Source organism: Mycobacterium scrofulaceum (genome assembly GCF_001667885.1).
GTDB classification, from domain to species: Bacteria; Actinomycetota; Actinomycetes; order Mycobacteriales; family Mycobacteriaceae; genus Mycobacterium; species Mycobacterium scrofulaceum_C.
Window position 1 is genome coordinate 1 of record NZ_LZJW01000086.1, and the last position, 16,468, is coordinate 16,468.

Here is a 16,468-nt window from a genome sequence, read left to right on the forward strand (position 1 = left end):
GGCCGGCTGGGCATCTCGGGCGCGGTGACCTTCCACGGTCACGTCGACGACGTGACCAAACACCATGTGCTGCAGAGCTCTTGGGTGCAGCTGCTGCCGTCGCGCAAGGAGGGTTGGGGTCTGGCGGTCGTCGAGGCGGCCCAGCACCGGGTGCCGACCATCGGTTACCGATCGTCGGGCGGCCTGTCGGACTCGATCGTCGACGAGGTGACCGGGATCCTGGTCGACACCCACGCCGAGTTGGTGGACCGGCTCGAAGAGCTGCTTTCCGACCCGGTGCTGCGCGACCAGCTCGGCGCCAAGGCCCACACCCGAAGCGGTGAATTCTCGTGGCGGCAAAGCGCCGACGCCATGCGCACCGTCCTCGACGCCGTGCGGACGGGCCACCGGGTCAGCGGCGTGGTGTAGCGCCAAGACTCCACCCCGCGAAAGCCACCCCGCGAGACTTAATCCTTGGCGGCCTTTGTCGGCGTGTCGTCGCCGTCGTTTAAGTGTCGCGGAATCGCTGGGGCTAACCGCGAGCGCCACGCGCTCACCAGCGCGCTGGCCCCGCCCACCAGCAGCGCCGCCAGCCACGCCAGATGCGCGAGCAGCGTCGCCGTGCGCGCGCCCGCGGCCACCCCGGGGGTGTCGCCGCCGATCCGGTAGAGCGCGATGTCGTCGTCGCGGTAGACCGGCGTCAGCGCATCGAGGGTGCGGGCCGACGCGCCCATGTCGCCGGCGGTGTCCGACTCCACGACCAGCCAGCCCACCCCGGCCGGGGCCAGCGCGGCCGGATCGGGCCCGGCCAGCAGCAACTGCTGCACCGCTCGGGCGCGGCTGCCCTCGCCGGGAACGATGGTCCCCGAGATGGCCAGGTCGCCGGTGCTCAGCACGTCCGCGCGCACCCAGCGGGGCAGCGGATCCAACACCGGGGCGCGGCCCGACCAGCCGTAGAGCCGCATGGTGCCGGCCGGCAACACCGCCACCGTCGCGGGCCGTTCGTTGATCGCGGCGGCCACCGCGGCCCACCCGCGCGGATACTGCACCGGCGACACCTGGCCCCATACGCCCCAGGCGAGGTCGGGCAGCGCGAAGATCAGCGCGAGGCAGCAGACCGGCGCCGTGATCGCCGGCCACAGCCACCTCTGCAGCGTCACCACCGCGCCCGCGCCCGCCAGGGCGTATCCCGGTACCGCCAGCGCCACCCATTTCTGCCCGTCGCGCAGCACCCCGAAGCCGGGCACGGCGTCAACCACCGCGGCCAAAAGATGCAGCCCCGGGCCGGTGGCCAACGCGGCCGGCACCAGAACGGCCGCCGCCGCCAACGCCAGCAGTGGACGCACCGCCTGGCGGCGCAGCACCGTCGGCAACCCGGCGGCCGCGATGCCCAGCAGCACCACGGTCGACGCCACCGCGAACAGGGTGGTCCGCGAGATCGGCACGGCCTCGCCGTTCCAGATCCCGCCGAGGCCGGCCAGGCTGGCGAGCGTCCCGAGGCCCGGCTCGGCGCGCGGGGCGAACGCGGCGACCCCCAACGTGTTCGCGACCGTGTGGGCGGCCAGGGACGCGCCCAGGACCGCCGCGGTCAGCCAGGGCAGCGCCGCCACCAGCGCGGCGCCCAGCGCCACCGTGGCGCACAGCCAGCGGGGCCGGCCCGCCCCAGGGCCGGCGGCGCAGACGAGGCCGACCGTCGCTGCGAGCAACAGACCTGTCGGCGTCAGCCCGGCCAGCGCGATCCAGAAGGCCAACCCGAAGAACGAGCCGGCGCCCGCCCGCAGCGTCAGCATGGCCGTCGCGACCCAGGGCAGGCAGCCGTAGCCGACCAGCAGGCTCCAGTGGCCCTGCAGCAGCCGCTCGGCGACGTAAGGATTCCAGATCGCCAGGGTGGTGGCGACGAACTGGCCGGCCATACCCGCGTCCGGCAGCGCCGTCGCGACCAGCCGGGCCGCGCCCCATCCGGCGAGCCACAGGCCCAGCACCAGCAGCGCCTTGACCACGACGCCGCCGTCGAGCACATGCGAGGCCAACGCCACCGCGAAGTCTTGCGGCGCCGCCCGCGGCGCCGCCGTCAGCCCCAGGGCGGTATCCGACACATACGACCGCGGCGTCGAAACCGCATCGCGCAGCAGCAAATAGCCGGGCTTGAGCAGCGGTCCGACCACCAGCAGCGCCAAGACCAGCGCGTACCCGGGCCGGGTCCAGCGCACGCGGCGGGCTATTCCCGTTCGGGCGGGCTGGTGGGCTCGGGCGGCCCGGACTCGGGTGGGTCGTCGGAGCCGAGGGTGGGCGGTTCCGCGCCGGGATCTTCGCGCGCCGTGGGGCGCTGCGTGGGCAGCTTCTCGGTCTCGGCCTCGGCGCCGGGAACCGGCTCCTCGAGCCCGCTGCGGCCGAAGAAGTCCTGGTCACCCCGGTCCAGGCCGGGATCGGTCAACGCGCTCTCGGTGCGCAGGCTGAATGAGGCGAGCAGGCCGCCGGCGACCAGCGCGATCAGCCCGACCGCGGTGAAGGTGATCGGCAGCACCCGCGACCACAACGAGAGCCGGTCGCGCTCGTCGCGGGCCGCGTTGACCTGCGACTCGACGGTGTCCTGGTTGGAGGTCACCTTGTAGTCGGCCAGCGTCAGCTCCGGCTTGAGCGGGTCGCGGGCGAAGTAGTGGTTGGCGTGCTCGGTCTCCTTGACGATGGTGCCCGACACCGGGTCCACCCAGAAGGTGCGCTGCGCGGCGTAGTACCGGGTCATCGTGATCTGTTCGTTCGGGTCACCGCCCTGGATGCCCCACATCGACGCCGACGTGGTCTGCTTGGCGTCCTCGTTGCCGGCCATCAGCGACGGGTACGCCACGGGGGCCACCAGCTTGCCGTCGGCGTTGTAGCCGATGTTCTGGGTGAACTTGTACGTGGTCAGGCCGTTGACGTCTTCCTGGCTGTCGTAGTTGACGTCGAACGGCTTCTGCGCAATCGGATCGAAGTAGGGGTACGTCTTCTTCTCGGTGTGGAACGGGAACCGGTAGGCCAGCCCGTCGTGCCGCAGCGGCATCGCGGTGGGCGGGTTCTCGTCGTTGAACGCGCGCGGCTTCTGGACGGAGCCCCCAGCGTGGGTGTCGTCCGAGACGGCCATCGCCGTCTTGCGGTTCAGGGTGACGGTGTCGACGATCGCCAGCAGCAGGCCGCTGTCCTTCTGCTTGTCGGTGCGCCGCACCGAGCTGCCGACCTGCAGCGTGACCACGTCGGCGTTGGCCGGCGACTCGACGCTGATCTGCTGCTGGGACACCAGCGGCACGTTCTGGTTGACGACGACGTGGTCCGTCGACAGCGACGCGGCGTCGAGCGCGGTTCCGGTGCCGTCGCTGATCAGCGTGGCGTCGATGTCGAGCGGGACCTTGGTGATCCGGCTGGTGGTGTAGGTCGACAACAGCAGCGCGGCGATCAGCAGGGCGGCTCCCAGTCCGATGATCCCGCATGCGGCGAACCGCAACATGACTGCTCGGTTCACGTTGCTGTGCCCTCCTAGTGCTCTCGCTTTGCGCCGTCGGCCGCGACCCACCCCGACCTGAGCAAGCACCGAGGCAAACCCGTTTGACCCTAACAGCAGAACGTAAGGGCTCGACTTACCAACCGGTTGCTCTGCGGTCTACCCATTCGTTCCCCAACGCCGCAGATGCAAACTGTGGGGGTGACCGGAGGACAACAGGTGGGTGGGATCCGCAGCTTCCTGCCCGCGGTGGAGGGGATGCGCGCATGCGCGGCCATGGGCGTGGTGGTCACGCACGTCGCCTTCCAGACCGGGCATTCCAGCGGTGTGTCCGGGCGGCTGTTCGGCCGCTTCGATCTGGCCGTCGCGGTGTTCTTCGCGTTGTCGGGATTCCTGTTGTGGCGCGGGCACGCCGCCGCTGCGCGCGGCCTGCGGCCGCCGCCCCGCACGGGCCACTATTTGCGGTCGCGGTTCGTGCGCATCATGCCCGCCTACGTGGTGGCGGTCGTCGTGATCCTGTCGCTGCTGCCCGACGCGGACCACGCCAGCCCGACCGTGTGGTTGGCCAACCTGACCCTCACCCAGATCTACGTGCCCCTCACCCTGACCGGGGGGCTGACCCAGATGTGGAGCCTGTCAGTCGAGGTCAGTTTCTATCTGGCTTTGCCGATCCTGGCGCTGCTGGCTCGGCGCCTGCCGGTCGGCGCGCGGGTTCCGGTGATCGCCGCGCTGGCGGCGCTCAGCTGGGCGTGGGGCTGGGTGCCCATCCATTTCGGGTCGGGCACCAATCCGCTCAACTGGCCGCCGGCATTCTTCTCCTGGTTCGCCGCCGGGATGCTGCTCGCGGAGTGGGTGCACAGCCCGGTCGGCCTGCCGGCGCGGTTAGCGCGGCACCGTGTCGTGATGGCCGTCGTCGCCGTGCTGGCTTACCTGCTGGCGGCCTCCCCGCTGGCCGGGCCCGAGGGCCTGATTCCCGGCACCGCAACGCAGTTCGCGGTGAAGACGGCGGCGGGCTCGCTGGTGGCGTTCGCGTTGGTCGCACCCCTGGTGCTGGATCGGATCGACACGCCGCACCGGCTGCTGGGCAGCACCGTCATGGTGACGTTGGGGCGGTGGTCCTACGGCTTGTTCGTGTGGCACCTGGCCGCGCTGGCCATGGTGTTCCCGGTGCTCGGGACGTTCGCCTTCACCGGCCGGATGCCCTCCGTGCTGGTGCTGACGCTGATCTTCGGGTGGGCGATCGCGGCCGTCAGTTACGGGCTGGTCGAGTCTCCCTGCCGAGAAGCGTTGCGGCGCTGGGAGAAACACGAGAGTCCGGCCGAAGCCGACGAAGTCGCCGACGCGGAGGCGGACGCGATCGCACCCTAGCCGGTGCGGTCCATCCACTCCTCGAGCGTGTCCGCGGACGGCAGGCAGATGGCCCGCTCGATCTTCTTGAACAGATCGGCCCCGTACTCGACGGTGGATCGGACGAGATTGCCCAACGCCTCGACGTGGATGCCGTCGGTCAGCAGGTAAGCGTTCTCGCCGACTACGCTCACCTGGCTCGGCAGGGCCGTCTCGCGCACAAACGCCTTGGGCCAATGGGTTTCGCGATTCCAGTCGTTGACCAGTTCCATCAGCCGGGGCCGCTCGGTCGCGTCGTAATGCCCGGCGGGGCTGATCGAGATCTCGAAGATGTCCCGCCGCAGGCCGTTGATCCGCAGGTTCACGTGCAACCTGCCGCGCTCGTAGCTGGGCAGCATCAAGAACTCCTCGCCGTCATCGCTTCTGAAGAACCGCAAATCACGCGATCGCAGATAGCGTTCGATCAGCTCGGTGCTCAAGGGTTCGATCTGCATGGCCCGATGGTGGGGCCGCGGCCTTGGAGGATTCTTGGTGCCCGTCAGCGGGGCGCGGCCGCCTGGAGCCGCGCGATGATCTCGGCGCGCACCGCCGACCGCCGGGCCTTGCCGGCGTCGTCGCGCAACGGGGCGTCGACGAACTCGATGAAGTCGGGGGTGGGCGGCACCTTGTATCCCGCGATGCGTTCGCGCAGGAATTCCTGTACGCCCGCGGCGTCCAGCGCGGAACCGTCTGCCGCGTGGACCAGCGCGTAGGGCACCTGACCCAGGTCGCCCGAGTTCGGGTCGGGCACACCGACGACCAGACAGGACAGCACATCCGGGTGCGCCGACAAGGCGTTCTCGATCTCGGCGGGGTAGACGTTGCGGCCCCCGACGGTGAACATGTCGACCCGGCGGTCCGACAGGTAGAGGAAGCCGTCGGCGTCGAAATGGCCAAGATCTCCAAGGGAATCCCAGCCATCGCGGGACTTGGCCGTGGCGCCGACGTAGCGGTAGGTGGGCGCGCTGCCGGGCGCGGGCCGCATGTAAATCTCGCCCACTACGCCGGGCGGGCACGGGTTGCCGTCGTCGTCGAGCACCCGCATCTCCCCGGCGACCACCACGCCGACCGAGCCGCGGTGGGTGAGCCACTGGTCGCCGGAGATGAAGGTGAGCGCCTGTAATTCGGTGCCGCCGTAGAGTTCCCAGACGACCTCGGGGCCCAGGAGGTCGATCCAGGCCTGCTTGATCGCCGGCGGGCACGGCGCGCCCATGTGCCAGAACCGGCGCAGCGACGACAGGTCGTACGACGCGGGATCCGCGTGGTAAACGGGCAGCGTCCGCTGCATGATCGTCGGCACCGTGGTCAGGAACGTGACGCGATGGTCGGTGATCAGCCGCAGGAATTGGTGCGGGTCGAACCGGCTCATCACCACGAGGTGATGGCGCATCAGCAGCGCGATGGTCGCCGTGGTGAACCCCGTGTTGTGCGACAGCGGGATCGGCACCAGCGTCGTGTCGCCGGGCTGCGCGCCCAGCGGATAGCCGATGGCCGCCGGTATCCGGGTGTCACCCGCGGATTCGATGAGCTTGGGCCGGCCGGTGCTGCCGCCGGAACCCATCGCCTTCCACACCGGCGATACCGCTTCCGGCAGCGGCGCGTCGGAGCATTCCGGGCCGGGAGCGAAACCGGCTGGCACGCTGGGTATTTCGTGGTGCTCGCGGCCCACCAGCAGCGCCGGCGGCCGCAAGTTGAGCAGCCCTTGCAGCTCCGCGTCCGGCAACCGCGCCGACAGCGGCTGGGGCACCGCGCCCAGCTTCCAGCACGCCACCGCGGCCTGGATCCACTCCACCGAGTTGGGCAGGACCATGGTCACGTAGTCGCCGACACCGACGCCGCGGTCGGCGTAGGCGCGGGCCAACCGGTTCGTCGAGGCGTCGAGTTCGGCGCGGGTGAGCGTCAGGCCGTCGCAGGTGACGGCGGGCTCGTCGGGCGCGAGCGCGGCCAGCGCCGCGATCTGGGTGCCGATCGGCGGGACCGGCTCACTCATATGCGCCCTGCCGCTCGAAGATGCGGCGGGGGTTGTCGACCAGCATGGTCTTCAGTTGCTCATCGGTGACGCCGCGCTCCTTGAGGGCGGGGATGACGTCGTTGTGGATGTGCAGGTAATGCCAGTTCGGCGCCATCTGGGGTACGAGGTCTTCGGGCAGCGCGTCGAAATAGCAGTTGGCGTCGTGCGAGAGCACCATCTTGTCGGCGTGCCCGCGCTCGCACATCTGTGCCACGATCTTCACCCGTTCCTCGAACGGCGAGATCACGTCCAGGCCGAACCGGTCCATCCCGAGATACGAGCCCGCGGCGATGAGCTCCTCGAGGTACCCGATGTCGGTGCTGTCACCGGAATGGCCGATGACCACTCGGGTCAGATCGACGCCCTCCTCTTCGAAGATGCGTTGCTGTTCGAGTCCCCGCCGCAGGCCGGCGTGGGTGTGGGTGGAGATCGGCACCCCGGTGCGCTTGTGCGCCTGCGCGACGGCGCGCAGCACCCGCTCGACGCCGGGGGTGATGCCGGGCTCGTCGGTGGCGCATTTGAGGATCCCGGCCTTGACGCCGGTGTCGGCGATGCCCTGCTCGATGTCGCGGACGAACATCTCCGTCATGATCTCCGGGCCGTCCAACAACCCGCCCGGGCCTTCATAGTGGAACCGGAAGGGGATATCGTTGTAGGTGTAAAGCCCAGTCGCCACAACGATATTCAGGTCGGTCGCCGCGGCGACGCGCGCGATGCGCGGAATGTAGCGGCCCAGCCCGATCACGGTCAGGTCGACGATGGTGTCCACTCCGCGGGCCTTCAACTCGTTGAGCCGATTGACGGCGTCGGCAACGCGCTTTTCCTCGTCGCCCCAGGCTTCGGGATAGTTCAGCGCGATCTCTGTGGTCATGATGAACACGTGCTCGTGCATGAGCGTCACGCCGAGGTCGGAGGTATCGATGGCGCCGCGGGCGGTATTGAGTTCTGACACGTGACTGATGCTAGGTCGACTCGGTGGTCGGACAACAGTGCCGATTTGTTCCGGTCCGCCCCGACGGCCCCCGCGGTGCAGTACCGTCACCCTCGTCCCAACCGGAACCCGCGGGAGCCCCGTCATGCTGCTCAATCCCAATCATCTGCAACGTCAATACCCAGACCGTCGCTCGGGGGAGATCATGGCCGCGACGGTGGACTTCTTCGAGTCGCGGGGCAAGGCGCGGCTGAAGCATGACGACCACGAACGCGTGTGGTACTCCGACTTTTTGGACCACATCGGGCGCGAGCGCATCTTCGCCTCGCTGCTGACGCCGTCCGAGTACGGCGCCGACGACTGCCGCTGGGACACCTATCGGATCAGCGAGTTCGCCGAGATCGTGGGCTTCTACGGCCTGAACTACTGGTACCCCTTCCAGGTGACGGCGCTGGGTCTGGGCCCGATCTGGATGAGCGACAACACCGACGCCAAGCGCAAGGCCGCCGCGCAGCTCGAGGCCGGCAAGGTGTTCGCCTTCGGCTTGTCGGAGCAGACCCACGGCGCCGACGTCTACCAGACGGACATGATTCTGACGCCGTCCGACAGTGTCGTTGGCGGGGGCTGGACCGCGAGCGGCGAGAAGTACTACATCGGTAACGCGAACGTGGCGCGGATGGTGTCGACCTTCGGCAAGATCGCGGGCTCCGACGAGTACGTGTTCTTCACCGCCGACTCCCAGCACGATCGGTACGACCTGATCAAGAACGTGGTGAACTCGCAGAACTACGTCGCCAACTATGCGCTGCGCGACTACCCGGTCACCGAGGCGGACATCCTGCACCGTGGCCAAGGGGCGTTCCACGCGGCCCTCAACACCGTCAACGTGTGCAAGTACAACCTGGGCTGGGGCGCCGTCGGCATGTGTACGCACGCGATGTACGAGGCGGTCACCCATGCCTCCAATCGCGTCCTGTACGGCACCGTTGTCACCGACTTCAGCCACGTGCGGCGCCTGCTCACCGACGCCTACCTGCGGCTGGTGGCAATGCGGCTGGTGTGCACCCGGGCCTGCGACTACATGCGCAGCGCGTCGGCCGACGACCGGCGCTACCTGCTGTACAGCCCGCTGACCAAGGCCAAAGTCACCAGCGAAGGCGAGCGGGTGATCACCGCCCTATGGGACGTGATCGCCGCCAAGGGCGTCGAGAAGGACACCATCTTCGAGGCCATGACGCGCGAAATCGGTTTGCTGCCAAGGCTTGAGGGCACCGTGCACATCAACATCGGGCTGCTGGCCAAGTTCATGCCCAATTATCTGTTCGCCCCGAACGGCGAGCTGCCGATCATCGGCCGGCGCGACGATGCGGCCGACGACGCGTTCCTGTTCGCGCAGGGGCCGACCGGGGGTCTGGGCAAGGTGCGCTTCCACGACTGGCGCGCGCCGTTCGACGCCTTCGCCCACCTGCCCAATGTCGCGTTGCTGCGCAAGCAGATCGACGTGCTCGCCGACATGTTGGCCAGCGCGACCCCCGACGCCGCCCAGCAGCGGGACGTCGACTTCGCGTTCGCGGTTGGCCAGTTGTTCGCGACGGTGCCCTACGCGCAACTCATCCTCGAGGAGGCCGCGCTCTCGGACGTCGACGAGACGCTGATCGACGGGATCTTCGCCGTGTTGGTCCGCGACTTCAACGGCTACGCCGTGGAACTGAGCGACAAGCCCGCGACCACCGACGACCAGGCTCGCTTCGCGACGCGCATGATCCGCCGCCCGGCCCACGACCCCGCCCGCTACGCGCAGATCTGGAAGGAGTACATCCTTCCCCTCAACGGCGCCTACCAGATGCGGCCCTAGGCGCGAGCGTCACGCCAGCGTGGCGCTCGGAAGGCGGCGTCACGCCGGCGTGACGCTCGGCAGGATGACAACGTCCTAACCTCTTGACTGTGACGCAGCTCACCGTAATATGACCAGTGGTCATCGACGCTAGGAGGCCGCATGCCAACGGTGACTTGGGCACGGGTCGACCCCGCCCGCCGCGCCGCCATCATCGCCGCCGCGGAGCAGGAATTCGGGGCGCACGGGTTCTCCCGCGGCAGCCTCAACGTCATCGCGCGCAAGGCCGGCGTCGCGAAAGGCAGCCTGTTCCAGTACTTCGCGGACAAGCGCGACCTGTTCGCGTTCATCGCCGACATCGCCAGCCAGCGGGTGCGCGCGTACATGGAAGACCGCATCCGCGAGCTGGACCCGAGCCGGCCGTTCTTCGACTTTATGACCGACTGGCTCGACGCGTGGGTGGCCTACTTCGCCGACCACCCGCACGAACGGGCGCTGCACGCCGCCGCCACCCTGGAAGTCGACACCGAGGCCCGCGTCAGCGTGCAGAACGTCATCCACCGGCACTACCTGGAAGTGATGCGGCCGCTCGTTCGCGAGGCGAAGGAGCGCGGCGATCTGCGCGCCGACTCGGACACCGACGCGCTGTTGTCGTTGCTGCTCTTGATCTTTCCGCACCTCGCGCTGGCGCCCTACATGCGCGGCCTGGACCCCGTTCTCGGGCTCGACGAACCCACCCCGGAGCAGCCGGCCCTGGCCGTGCGCCGGCTCGTCGGTGTGCTGGCCGCCGCCTTCGCTGCTTCGACAAAAGCGGACCCGCGCCCGCCCGTCCCCACAGCTCCACAACAATCCGAGGAGGTCTCATGACACGCACGCATACGAACTCGATGGTTCGAGGGGGACTCAACTGGGACAGCCTGCCGCTGCGGCTGTTCGCCGGCGGCAACGCGAAGTTCTGGGACCCGGCCGACATCGACTTCTCCCGTGACCGCGCCGACTGGGAGCAACTCTCGGACGACGAACGCCACTACGCCACCCGGCTGTGCGCGGAGTTCATCGCCGGTGAGGAAGCGGTGACCGAGGACATCCAGCCGTTCATGTCCGCGATGCGGGTCGAGGGCCGGTTAGGCGACGAGATGTACCTGACGCAGTTCGCGTTCGAGGAAGCCAAGCACGTCCAGGTATTCCGCATGTGGCTGGACGCGGTCGGCGTCACCGACGACCTGCACCAGTACCTCGACGACATCCCCACCTACCGGACGATCTTCTATGAGGAGCTGCCCGACTCCCTCAACGCCTTGTCGGTCGACCCGTCACCGGCCGCGCAGGTCCGGGCGTCGGTCACCTACAACCACATGGTCGAGGGCATGCTAGCGCTCACGGGCTACTTCGGCTGGCACAAGATCTGCGTGGAGCGCGGCATTTTGCCCGGCATGCAGGAATTGGTCCGGCGCATCGGCGACGACGAGCGGCGCCACATGGCGTGGGGCACGTTCACCTGCCGCCGTCACGTCGCGGCCGACGACGCCAACTGGGGCGTCTTCGAGACACGGATGAACGAGCTCATGCCGTTGGGGTTGCGCCTCATCGAGGAGAGCTTCTCCCTGTACGACCCGATGCCGTTCGGCCTGTCGGTGGACGAGTTCATGCAGTACGCGGCCGACAAGGGCATGCGGCGCTTCGGCACCATCTCCAGCGCCCGCGGGCGGCCGCTGGAAGAGATCGACCTCGACTACTCGCCGCTGCAGCTGGAAGACACCTTCGCCGACGAGGACGAGAAGGCGCTGGCGGGCGCGTCCGCCTGACCGCGGGCGTTATTCGACCTTGCTGCCGCCGGCGGCGTCCCCGGCGTCGTCGTCGCCGACCCACACCGTCTTGGCGTTGACGAAGGCGCGGATACCGAGGCCGGCGAGTTCGCGGCCGTAACCGGACCGCTTGACGCCGCCGAAGCCCAGCTCGGGGTAGGACACCGTCATGCCGTTGATGAAGACCTGGCCGGCCTCGATGTCGTCGATGAAGCGCTGTTGCTCGGCCTCGTCATTGGTCCAGGCGTTGGACCCCAGCCCGAACGTGGTGGCGTTGGCGATCTCGATCGCTTCGTCGATGTCCTTCGCCCGGTACATCGACGCCACCGGGCCGAACACCTCTTCGGTGTAGAGCGCCATGTCCTTGGTGATGTCGGTGACCACCGTCGGCGGGTAGAACCACCCCGGCCCGTCGATGGGCTTGCCGCCGAGCCGGATCGTGGCGCCCTCGGCGGCCGCGTCGTCGACCTGCTTGGCGATGTCGTCGCGGCCGGACTCGGTGGCCAGCGGGCCCACGTCGGTGTCCGGGTCGGTCGGATCGCCGACCTTGAGCGCCTGCATCCGCTCGGTGAACTTGTCGACGAACGCGTCGTAGATGTCGGTGTGAATGATGAACCGCTTCGCCGCGATGCAGGACTGGCCGTTGTTCTGAACGCGCGCGGTGACCGCCGTCTTGGCGGCCTCGTCCAGGTTCGCCGACGGCATCACGATGAACGGGTCGCTGCCGCCGAGCTCGAGCACGGTGGGCTTGATCTCGTCGCCGGCGATTGCGGCGACCGACTGCCCGGCCGGCTCGCTGCCGGTCAGGGTCGCGGCCGCCACCCGCGGGTCGCGCAGGATGCGCTCGACGGCACTGGAGGAGACCAGCAGCGTCTGGAAACAGCCCTCCGGGAAGCCGCCGCGGGCGATCACGTCGGCCAGGTAGAGCGCGGACTGCGGCACGTTCGAGGCGTGCTTGAGGATCCCGACGTTGCCGGCCATCAGCGCCGGAGCGGCGAACCGGACGGCCTGCCACAGCGGGAAGTTCCACGGCATGATGGCCAGAACCACCCCGAGCGGCTGGTAGTGGGTGTAGGCCCGCTTGGCGCCGACCGCCTGCGCGTCGGCCGGCTCGTCGGCCAGCAGCTGCTCGGCGTTCTCCGCGTAGTAACGAAAGCCCTTGGCGCACTTGAGTGCCTCGGCCTTGGCCGACTTCAGCGTCTTACCCATCTCCAAGGTCATCATCGCGGCGACATCGTCGGCCTCCTTCTCCAAGAGGTCGGCGGTCGCGTTTGCCCACTGCGCGCGCTGGGCAAAGGTGGTGTTATGGCGGTAGTCCTGGAACCGGGCGTACGCGCGGGCGATGGCCGCGTCGACTTCCTCGTCGGTTGCCGGGGTGAAGGTCTTCACCGTCTCGCCGGTGGCCGGGTTGATCGTGGCGATGGGCACGCTGCAATCCTTCGCTTCGGGGTTGGTAAGAGGTTCAACACCCAGCCTGCCACTATCGTTCCCTCAAGGGAGGTGCCGGATGAGTAAAGCGGCCGAGCTGATGGTCAAGTGCCTGGAAAACGAGGGCGTTTCCGTGGTCTTCGGCCTGCCGGGGGAGGAGAACATCCGCTTCGTGCAGGCGCTGGCTTCGTCGAGCATCCGTTACGTGCTCACCCGGCACGAGCAGGCCGCGGCCTTCATGGCCGAGATGTACGGGCGGGTCACGGGGCGGGCGGCGGTGGTGTCGAGCACCCTGGGCCCCGGCGCGATCAACATGCAACTCGGGGTGGCCGACGCCACCACCAACAGCACCCCGCTGGTCGCCATCTCCGCTCAGGTCGGCCACGACCGGGAGTTCAAGGAGTCGCACCAGTACGTCGACCTGGTGTCGATGTTCGCGCCCATCACGCGGTGGGCCGCCGGCATCCCCACCGCGCGCGCCATCCCCGAGATGTTCCGCAAGGCGTTCAAGGTCGCCGAGACCGAGCGCCCGGCCGCCGTCTACCTCGCGGTGCCCGAGCACATCGACGTCGACGAGACCGACTATGACCTGACGCCATTGCCGCGCAACGTCGTTCGCGCCGACGCGCCCGCACCCGGTCAGGTGCAGCGCGCGGTCGACATCCTGCGCCAGGCCAAGCGGCCGGTGGTGCTGGCCGGACACGGTGCCGCCCGCGGCAACGCCACCGCGGCCCTGGTGCGGTTCTCCGAGGAATTCGGCATCCCCGTCGCCAACACTTTCCATGGCAAAGGTGTGATGCCCGACGATCATCCCAACAGCATCGGGACGCTGGGGTTCATGCGGCATGACTACGTGAACTTCGGCTTCGACAACGCCGACGTGGTGATCACTGTCGGGTACGAACTGCAGGAGTTCGACCCCGTCCGGATCAACCCGCAGGCGGACAAGAAGATCATCCACATCCACCGGTTTCCGGCCGAGGTGGACGCGCACTATTCGGTGGACGTCGGGATCATCGGCGACATCAGCGCCTCGTTGAACGCGCTGACCGACGGGCTGGATGGCCACGCCTACGAGGCCGATCCGGAGGTTCCTGGCCACGGCCTGCTCGCCGAGGAATTCACTCGCGGGCAAGAGGATTCACGTTATCCGCTGGCCCCGGCGCGGGTGGTGGCCGACACCCGCGCGGCGCTAGGCCGCAGCGACGTGGTCCTGGTCGACACCGGCGCCACCAAGATGTGGATGGCCCGGCTCTACCCGACGTACGAGTGCAACACCTGCCTGGTGTCAAACGGCTTGTCGACCATGGGATTTGCGCTGCCCGGCGCGTTGGGTGTGAAGCTGGCGCGGCCCGATTCGAAGGTGCTCGCGGTCGTCGGGGACGGCGCGTTCCTGATGAACTCGCAGGAGATCGAGACCGCCGTTCGCGAGCGGATACCGCTGGTCGTGCTGATCTGGGAGGACGGCGGTTACGGCCTGATCGAGTGGAAGATGGACCTCGAACTCGGCGCCCACTACTACGTGAAGTTCGGCAACCCCGACGTGGTGAAGTACGCGGAAAGCTTTGGCGCCAAGGGATATCGGATCAATAGCGCCGAGGAATTGTTACCGACGCTGCAAACCGCTTTGGCGGATGACGGCGTCTCGGTGATTGCCTGCCCCGTCGACTATTCGGAGAACTTGCGGTTGACCGATCGGCTCGGCGAGCTCGACGAGACGCTCTGATTCACGGGCACATCCAGGCCAGGGGCGGGCAGACGCCCGTGTTCGGCGGCAACCGCAGGCCCGGCGGCTGTCCCTGGACAATGAGCGCGGGCAGGCCGGAGTCGGGGGCGAAGTAATAGGTGTGGCAAACGTTCATGTCCCAGTCCGGCATCCGCCGCATCTGGCCCACGTTCGGGCACCACATCTGGCTGCAGATGTGTGAGGTGTAGCAGCCCGGCGGTCCCTCGGGCGGGGCGCACTCCGGCGGCTGGTTACCGCCGTTGTTCGTCGAGCAAACCGCATGGGCGGCGCCGACACCGAGCATGAAGTCCGCCGTCCACAGCGCCCCGGACAGCGTGAGCACCGTTGCCAACCCCGCGATCGCTGGTCTCATGCTCGGCTCCTTCGGGTGCCGGTTGCAGCCACGATCCATGCTTGTGCCCGGCCGGCGGGCGGGGGGAGGGGCTTAAGTCCTCACATCGTCCCTGGGACGCACTCCCCGCGTGACGGAAGGCCCTATCGACCGGGTCGCCGGGCGCGGAGCCTTGAGACATGAGTCGGGTCCGGCAGGTTAGCCAGCGCTTGGGTGGTGTCGCTGTCGCGGCGGCTCTGTTCACGGTGGCGTCGGCGGGGAACGCGGGTGCCGTCTACCCCGGCGTTGCGGAGTGGTATTCGCAGGCTCAAGAGCACCTGGCCAATACGAAGAAGTTCATGCAGGCGGCGGTCGACGCCATCGAAGCCAACGACCTGAACGCCCTGCGCTCGGCATGTTCGGCGGTGCACGACGAACAGGTCGTCGGCCTCCAGGCCCATCTGCCCACGCCGGACCCCGCCCTGACGAGCGCGCTGCAGAACGAGATCAACGACTTTCACACCGCGATGCACCTGTGCATGACACTGGGGCCGAACACCAGCCCGGAGGATCTCGAGCGGACGGATGCCTTCGTGCACCAGGCAATCGAGGATCTGCGGGCGGTCAATGACATTCTGGTCGACGACCTCAGTTGAGGGCCTGTCGTCCAAATCTCTTGCGCCTCATCAATGCCCACAATATTTCGCTGCTGACCAAGGCCCCCGATTCTTCGCACCAAACGAATTCCAAAATTTTTGGCGCCGATTTTTTGAGTGTGCATCTGTGGCGGTTTTTGGGGCCGTTTTTGTCGGTGGGGGTGGCTAGTTTGGCGGTATGAGTTTTAGTGGTCATCCCGACGCCGAGGCGGTGTTCGATGACTTGGATTGCGTGTTGGCCCGCGCCCGCGCGCTGCCGGTGGACGCGATGACGGTGCAGCAGCAGCTGGCGATGCTGGAACGCTGCGAGCAGGTGCGCCGCCAGTTGCCGGCGCTGGAGCATCCGCTGATCAACAACCTGGCCCATCAAGCCACCCCCGAGGAGTTGGGCGGCACGCTGGCGCATGCGGTCGCCGAGGCGACGTTGATCAGCCGGGCCGAGGCGTCGCGGCGGGTCAAGGAGGCGGTGGATTTGGGCCCGCGGCATGGGCTGACCGGGGAACCGCTCGAGCCGATGCTGCCGGTCACCGCGGCCGCCCAGCGAGAGGGAAAGCTCGGTGCCGGGCAGGTGGCGGTGATCCGCCAGTTCTTCCACCGGCTGCCCGGCTGGGTCGATGCCGCCACCCGCGCCGCCGCCGAGGCCGACCTGGCCACCCACGGAACGCACTACCGGCCCGAACAATTGGCCGCGCTGGCCGCGCACATCGCCGACTGCCTGAACCCCGACGGCCGCTACACCGACGCCGAGCGCGCCCGGCGCCGCGGCCTGACCCTGAGCAAGCAAGGCCCCGACGGCATGTCCGAGCTACGCGGCCTGCTCACCCCCGAAGCCCGCGCCACCCTCGAGGCGGTGCTGGCCAAACTCGCCGCCCCGGGCATGTGCAACCCGGCCGACGACACCCCCTG

Annotated in this window: 15 protein-coding genes; 8 read left to right on the plus strand and 7 right to left on the minus strand. The window is 68.5% G+C overall.

The window, feature by feature from the left end:
* Window positions 1-408: glycosyltransferase family 4 protein (locus tag A5681_RS12860; protein WP_156737959.1), on the plus strand; the 408-nt coding region annotated here is incomplete at its 5' end.
* A gap of 38 nt (window positions 409-446) precedes the next feature.
* Here A5681_RS12860 and A5681_RS12865 read toward each other — a convergent pair.
* Both A5681_RS12865 and A5681_RS12870 read right to left on the minus strand, forming a co-directional pair.
* Entirely contained in the window at window positions 447-2,189 is a 1,743-nt protein-coding gene (locus tag A5681_RS12865; RefSeq protein ID WP_067274788.1) for a hypothetical protein, read from the minus strand.
* A gap of 8 nt (window positions 2,190-2,197) precedes the next feature.
* Entirely contained in the window at window positions 2,198-3,475 is a 1,278-nt protein-coding gene (locus A5681_RS12870; protein WP_197498593.1) for a DUF3068 domain-containing protein, read from the minus strand.
* Between the two features lie 165 nt (window positions 3,476-3,640).
* Here A5681_RS12870 and A5681_RS12875 point away from each other — a divergent pair, with 165 nt between their 5' ends.
* Entirely contained in the window at window positions 3,641-4,822 is a 1,182-nt protein-coding gene (locus tag A5681_RS12875) for an acyltransferase family protein (RefSeq protein WP_156737960.1), read from the plus strand.
* On the opposite strand, the gene A5681_RS12880 is transcribed toward A5681_RS12875, so the two are convergent.
* Genes A5681_RS12880 through A5681_RS12890 form a run of 3 tightly spaced genes read right to left on the minus strand, consistent with a single transcriptional unit; the run spans window position 4,819 to window position 7,803 of the window.
* Window positions 4,819-5,295: a YbjN domain-containing protein gene (locus A5681_RS12880; protein WP_067274795.1), complete on the minus strand. Its 477-nt coding sequence runs from the start codon at window positions 5,293-5,295 to the stop codon at window positions 4,819-4,821. The two genes, A5681_RS12875 and A5681_RS12880, sit on opposite strands and share 4 nt — an antisense overlap.
* A gap of 44 nt (window positions 5,296-5,339) precedes the next feature.
* Complete coding sequence (locus A5681_RS12885) at window positions 5,340-6,830, minus strand: AMP-binding protein (RefSeq protein WP_067274798.1); 1,491 nt, start codon at window positions 6,828-6,830, stop codon at window positions 5,340-5,342.
* Window positions 6,823-7,803 carry a phosphotriesterase gene (locus tag A5681_RS12890; protein ID WP_067274801.1) on the minus strand — a complete coding sequence of 327 codons (981 nt, stop codon included), beginning with the start codon at window positions 7,801-7,803 and terminating at the stop codon, window positions 6,823-6,825. Before A5681_RS12890 ends, A5681_RS12885 begins: the two co-directional genes overlap by 8 nt.
* Before the next feature lie 124 nt (window positions 7,804-7,927).
* On the opposite strand from A5681_RS12890, the gene A5681_RS12895 reads away from it, so the two are divergent.
* The 3 genes from A5681_RS12895 to A5681_RS12905 all read left to right on the plus strand — a co-directional run bounded on the left by A5681_RS12895 (window position 7,928) and on the right by A5681_RS12905 (window position 11,421).
* Window positions 7,928-9,637, plus strand: a complete 1,710-nt coding sequence (locus tag A5681_RS12895) for an acyl-CoA dehydrogenase family protein (protein ID WP_067274804.1) — start codon at window positions 7,928-7,930, stop codon at window positions 9,635-9,637.
* Between the two features lie 141 nt (window positions 9,638-9,778).
* Entirely contained in the window at window positions 9,779-10,483 is a 705-nt protein-coding gene (locus A5681_RS12900; RefSeq protein ID WP_067274807.1) for a TetR/AcrR family transcriptional regulator, read from the plus strand.
* Window positions 10,480-11,421, plus strand: coding sequence for a R2-like ligand-binding oxidase (locus A5681_RS12905; protein WP_067274810.1), 942 nt, complete (start codon window positions 10,480-10,482; stop codon window positions 11,419-11,421). The genes A5681_RS12900 and A5681_RS12905 overlap by 4 nt, the downstream gene beginning before the upstream one ends.
* A gap of 9 nt (window positions 11,422-11,430) precedes the next feature.
* Here A5681_RS12905 and A5681_RS12910 read toward each other — a convergent pair whose 3' ends face one another.
* On the minus strand, window positions 11,431-12,849 hold the full coding sequence (locus A5681_RS12910; protein WP_067274814.1) for an NADP-dependent succinic semialdehyde dehydrogenase: 1,419 nt from the start codon (window positions 12,847-12,849) through the stop codon (window positions 11,431-11,433).
* A gap of 79 nt (window positions 12,850-12,928) precedes the next feature.
* Here A5681_RS12910 and A5681_RS12915 point away from each other — a divergent pair, with 79 nt between their 5' ends.
* The gene (locus tag A5681_RS12915; protein ID WP_067274817.1) at window positions 12,929-14,575 is read left to right on the plus strand and encodes an acetolactate synthase large subunit; all 1,647 of its coding nucleotides are present in this window, start codon (window positions 12,929-12,931) and stop codon (window positions 14,573-14,575) included.
* Window position 14,576: 1 nt separating this feature from the next.
* On the opposite strand, the gene A5681_RS12920 is transcribed toward A5681_RS12915, so the two are convergent.
* A complete protein-coding gene (locus A5681_RS12920; RefSeq protein WP_156737961.1) occupies window positions 14,577-14,948 on the minus strand; it encodes a hypothetical protein in 372 nt (123 codons plus the stop codon).
* A 158-nt stretch (window positions 14,949-15,106) separates the two neighbouring features.
* On the opposite strand from A5681_RS12920, the gene A5681_RS12925 reads away from it, so the two are divergent.
* Both A5681_RS12925 and A5681_RS12930 read left to right on the plus strand, forming a co-directional pair.
* On the plus strand, window positions 15,107-15,562 hold the full coding sequence (locus tag A5681_RS12925; protein ID WP_067274825.1) for a hypothetical protein: 456 nt from the start codon (window positions 15,107-15,109) through the stop codon (window positions 15,560-15,562).
* A gap of 178 nt (window positions 15,563-15,740) precedes the next feature.
* Window positions 15,741-16,468 (plus strand): DUF222 domain-containing protein (locus A5681_RS12930; protein ID WP_156737962.1); only part of this gene is annotated, 728 nt, incomplete at its 3' end.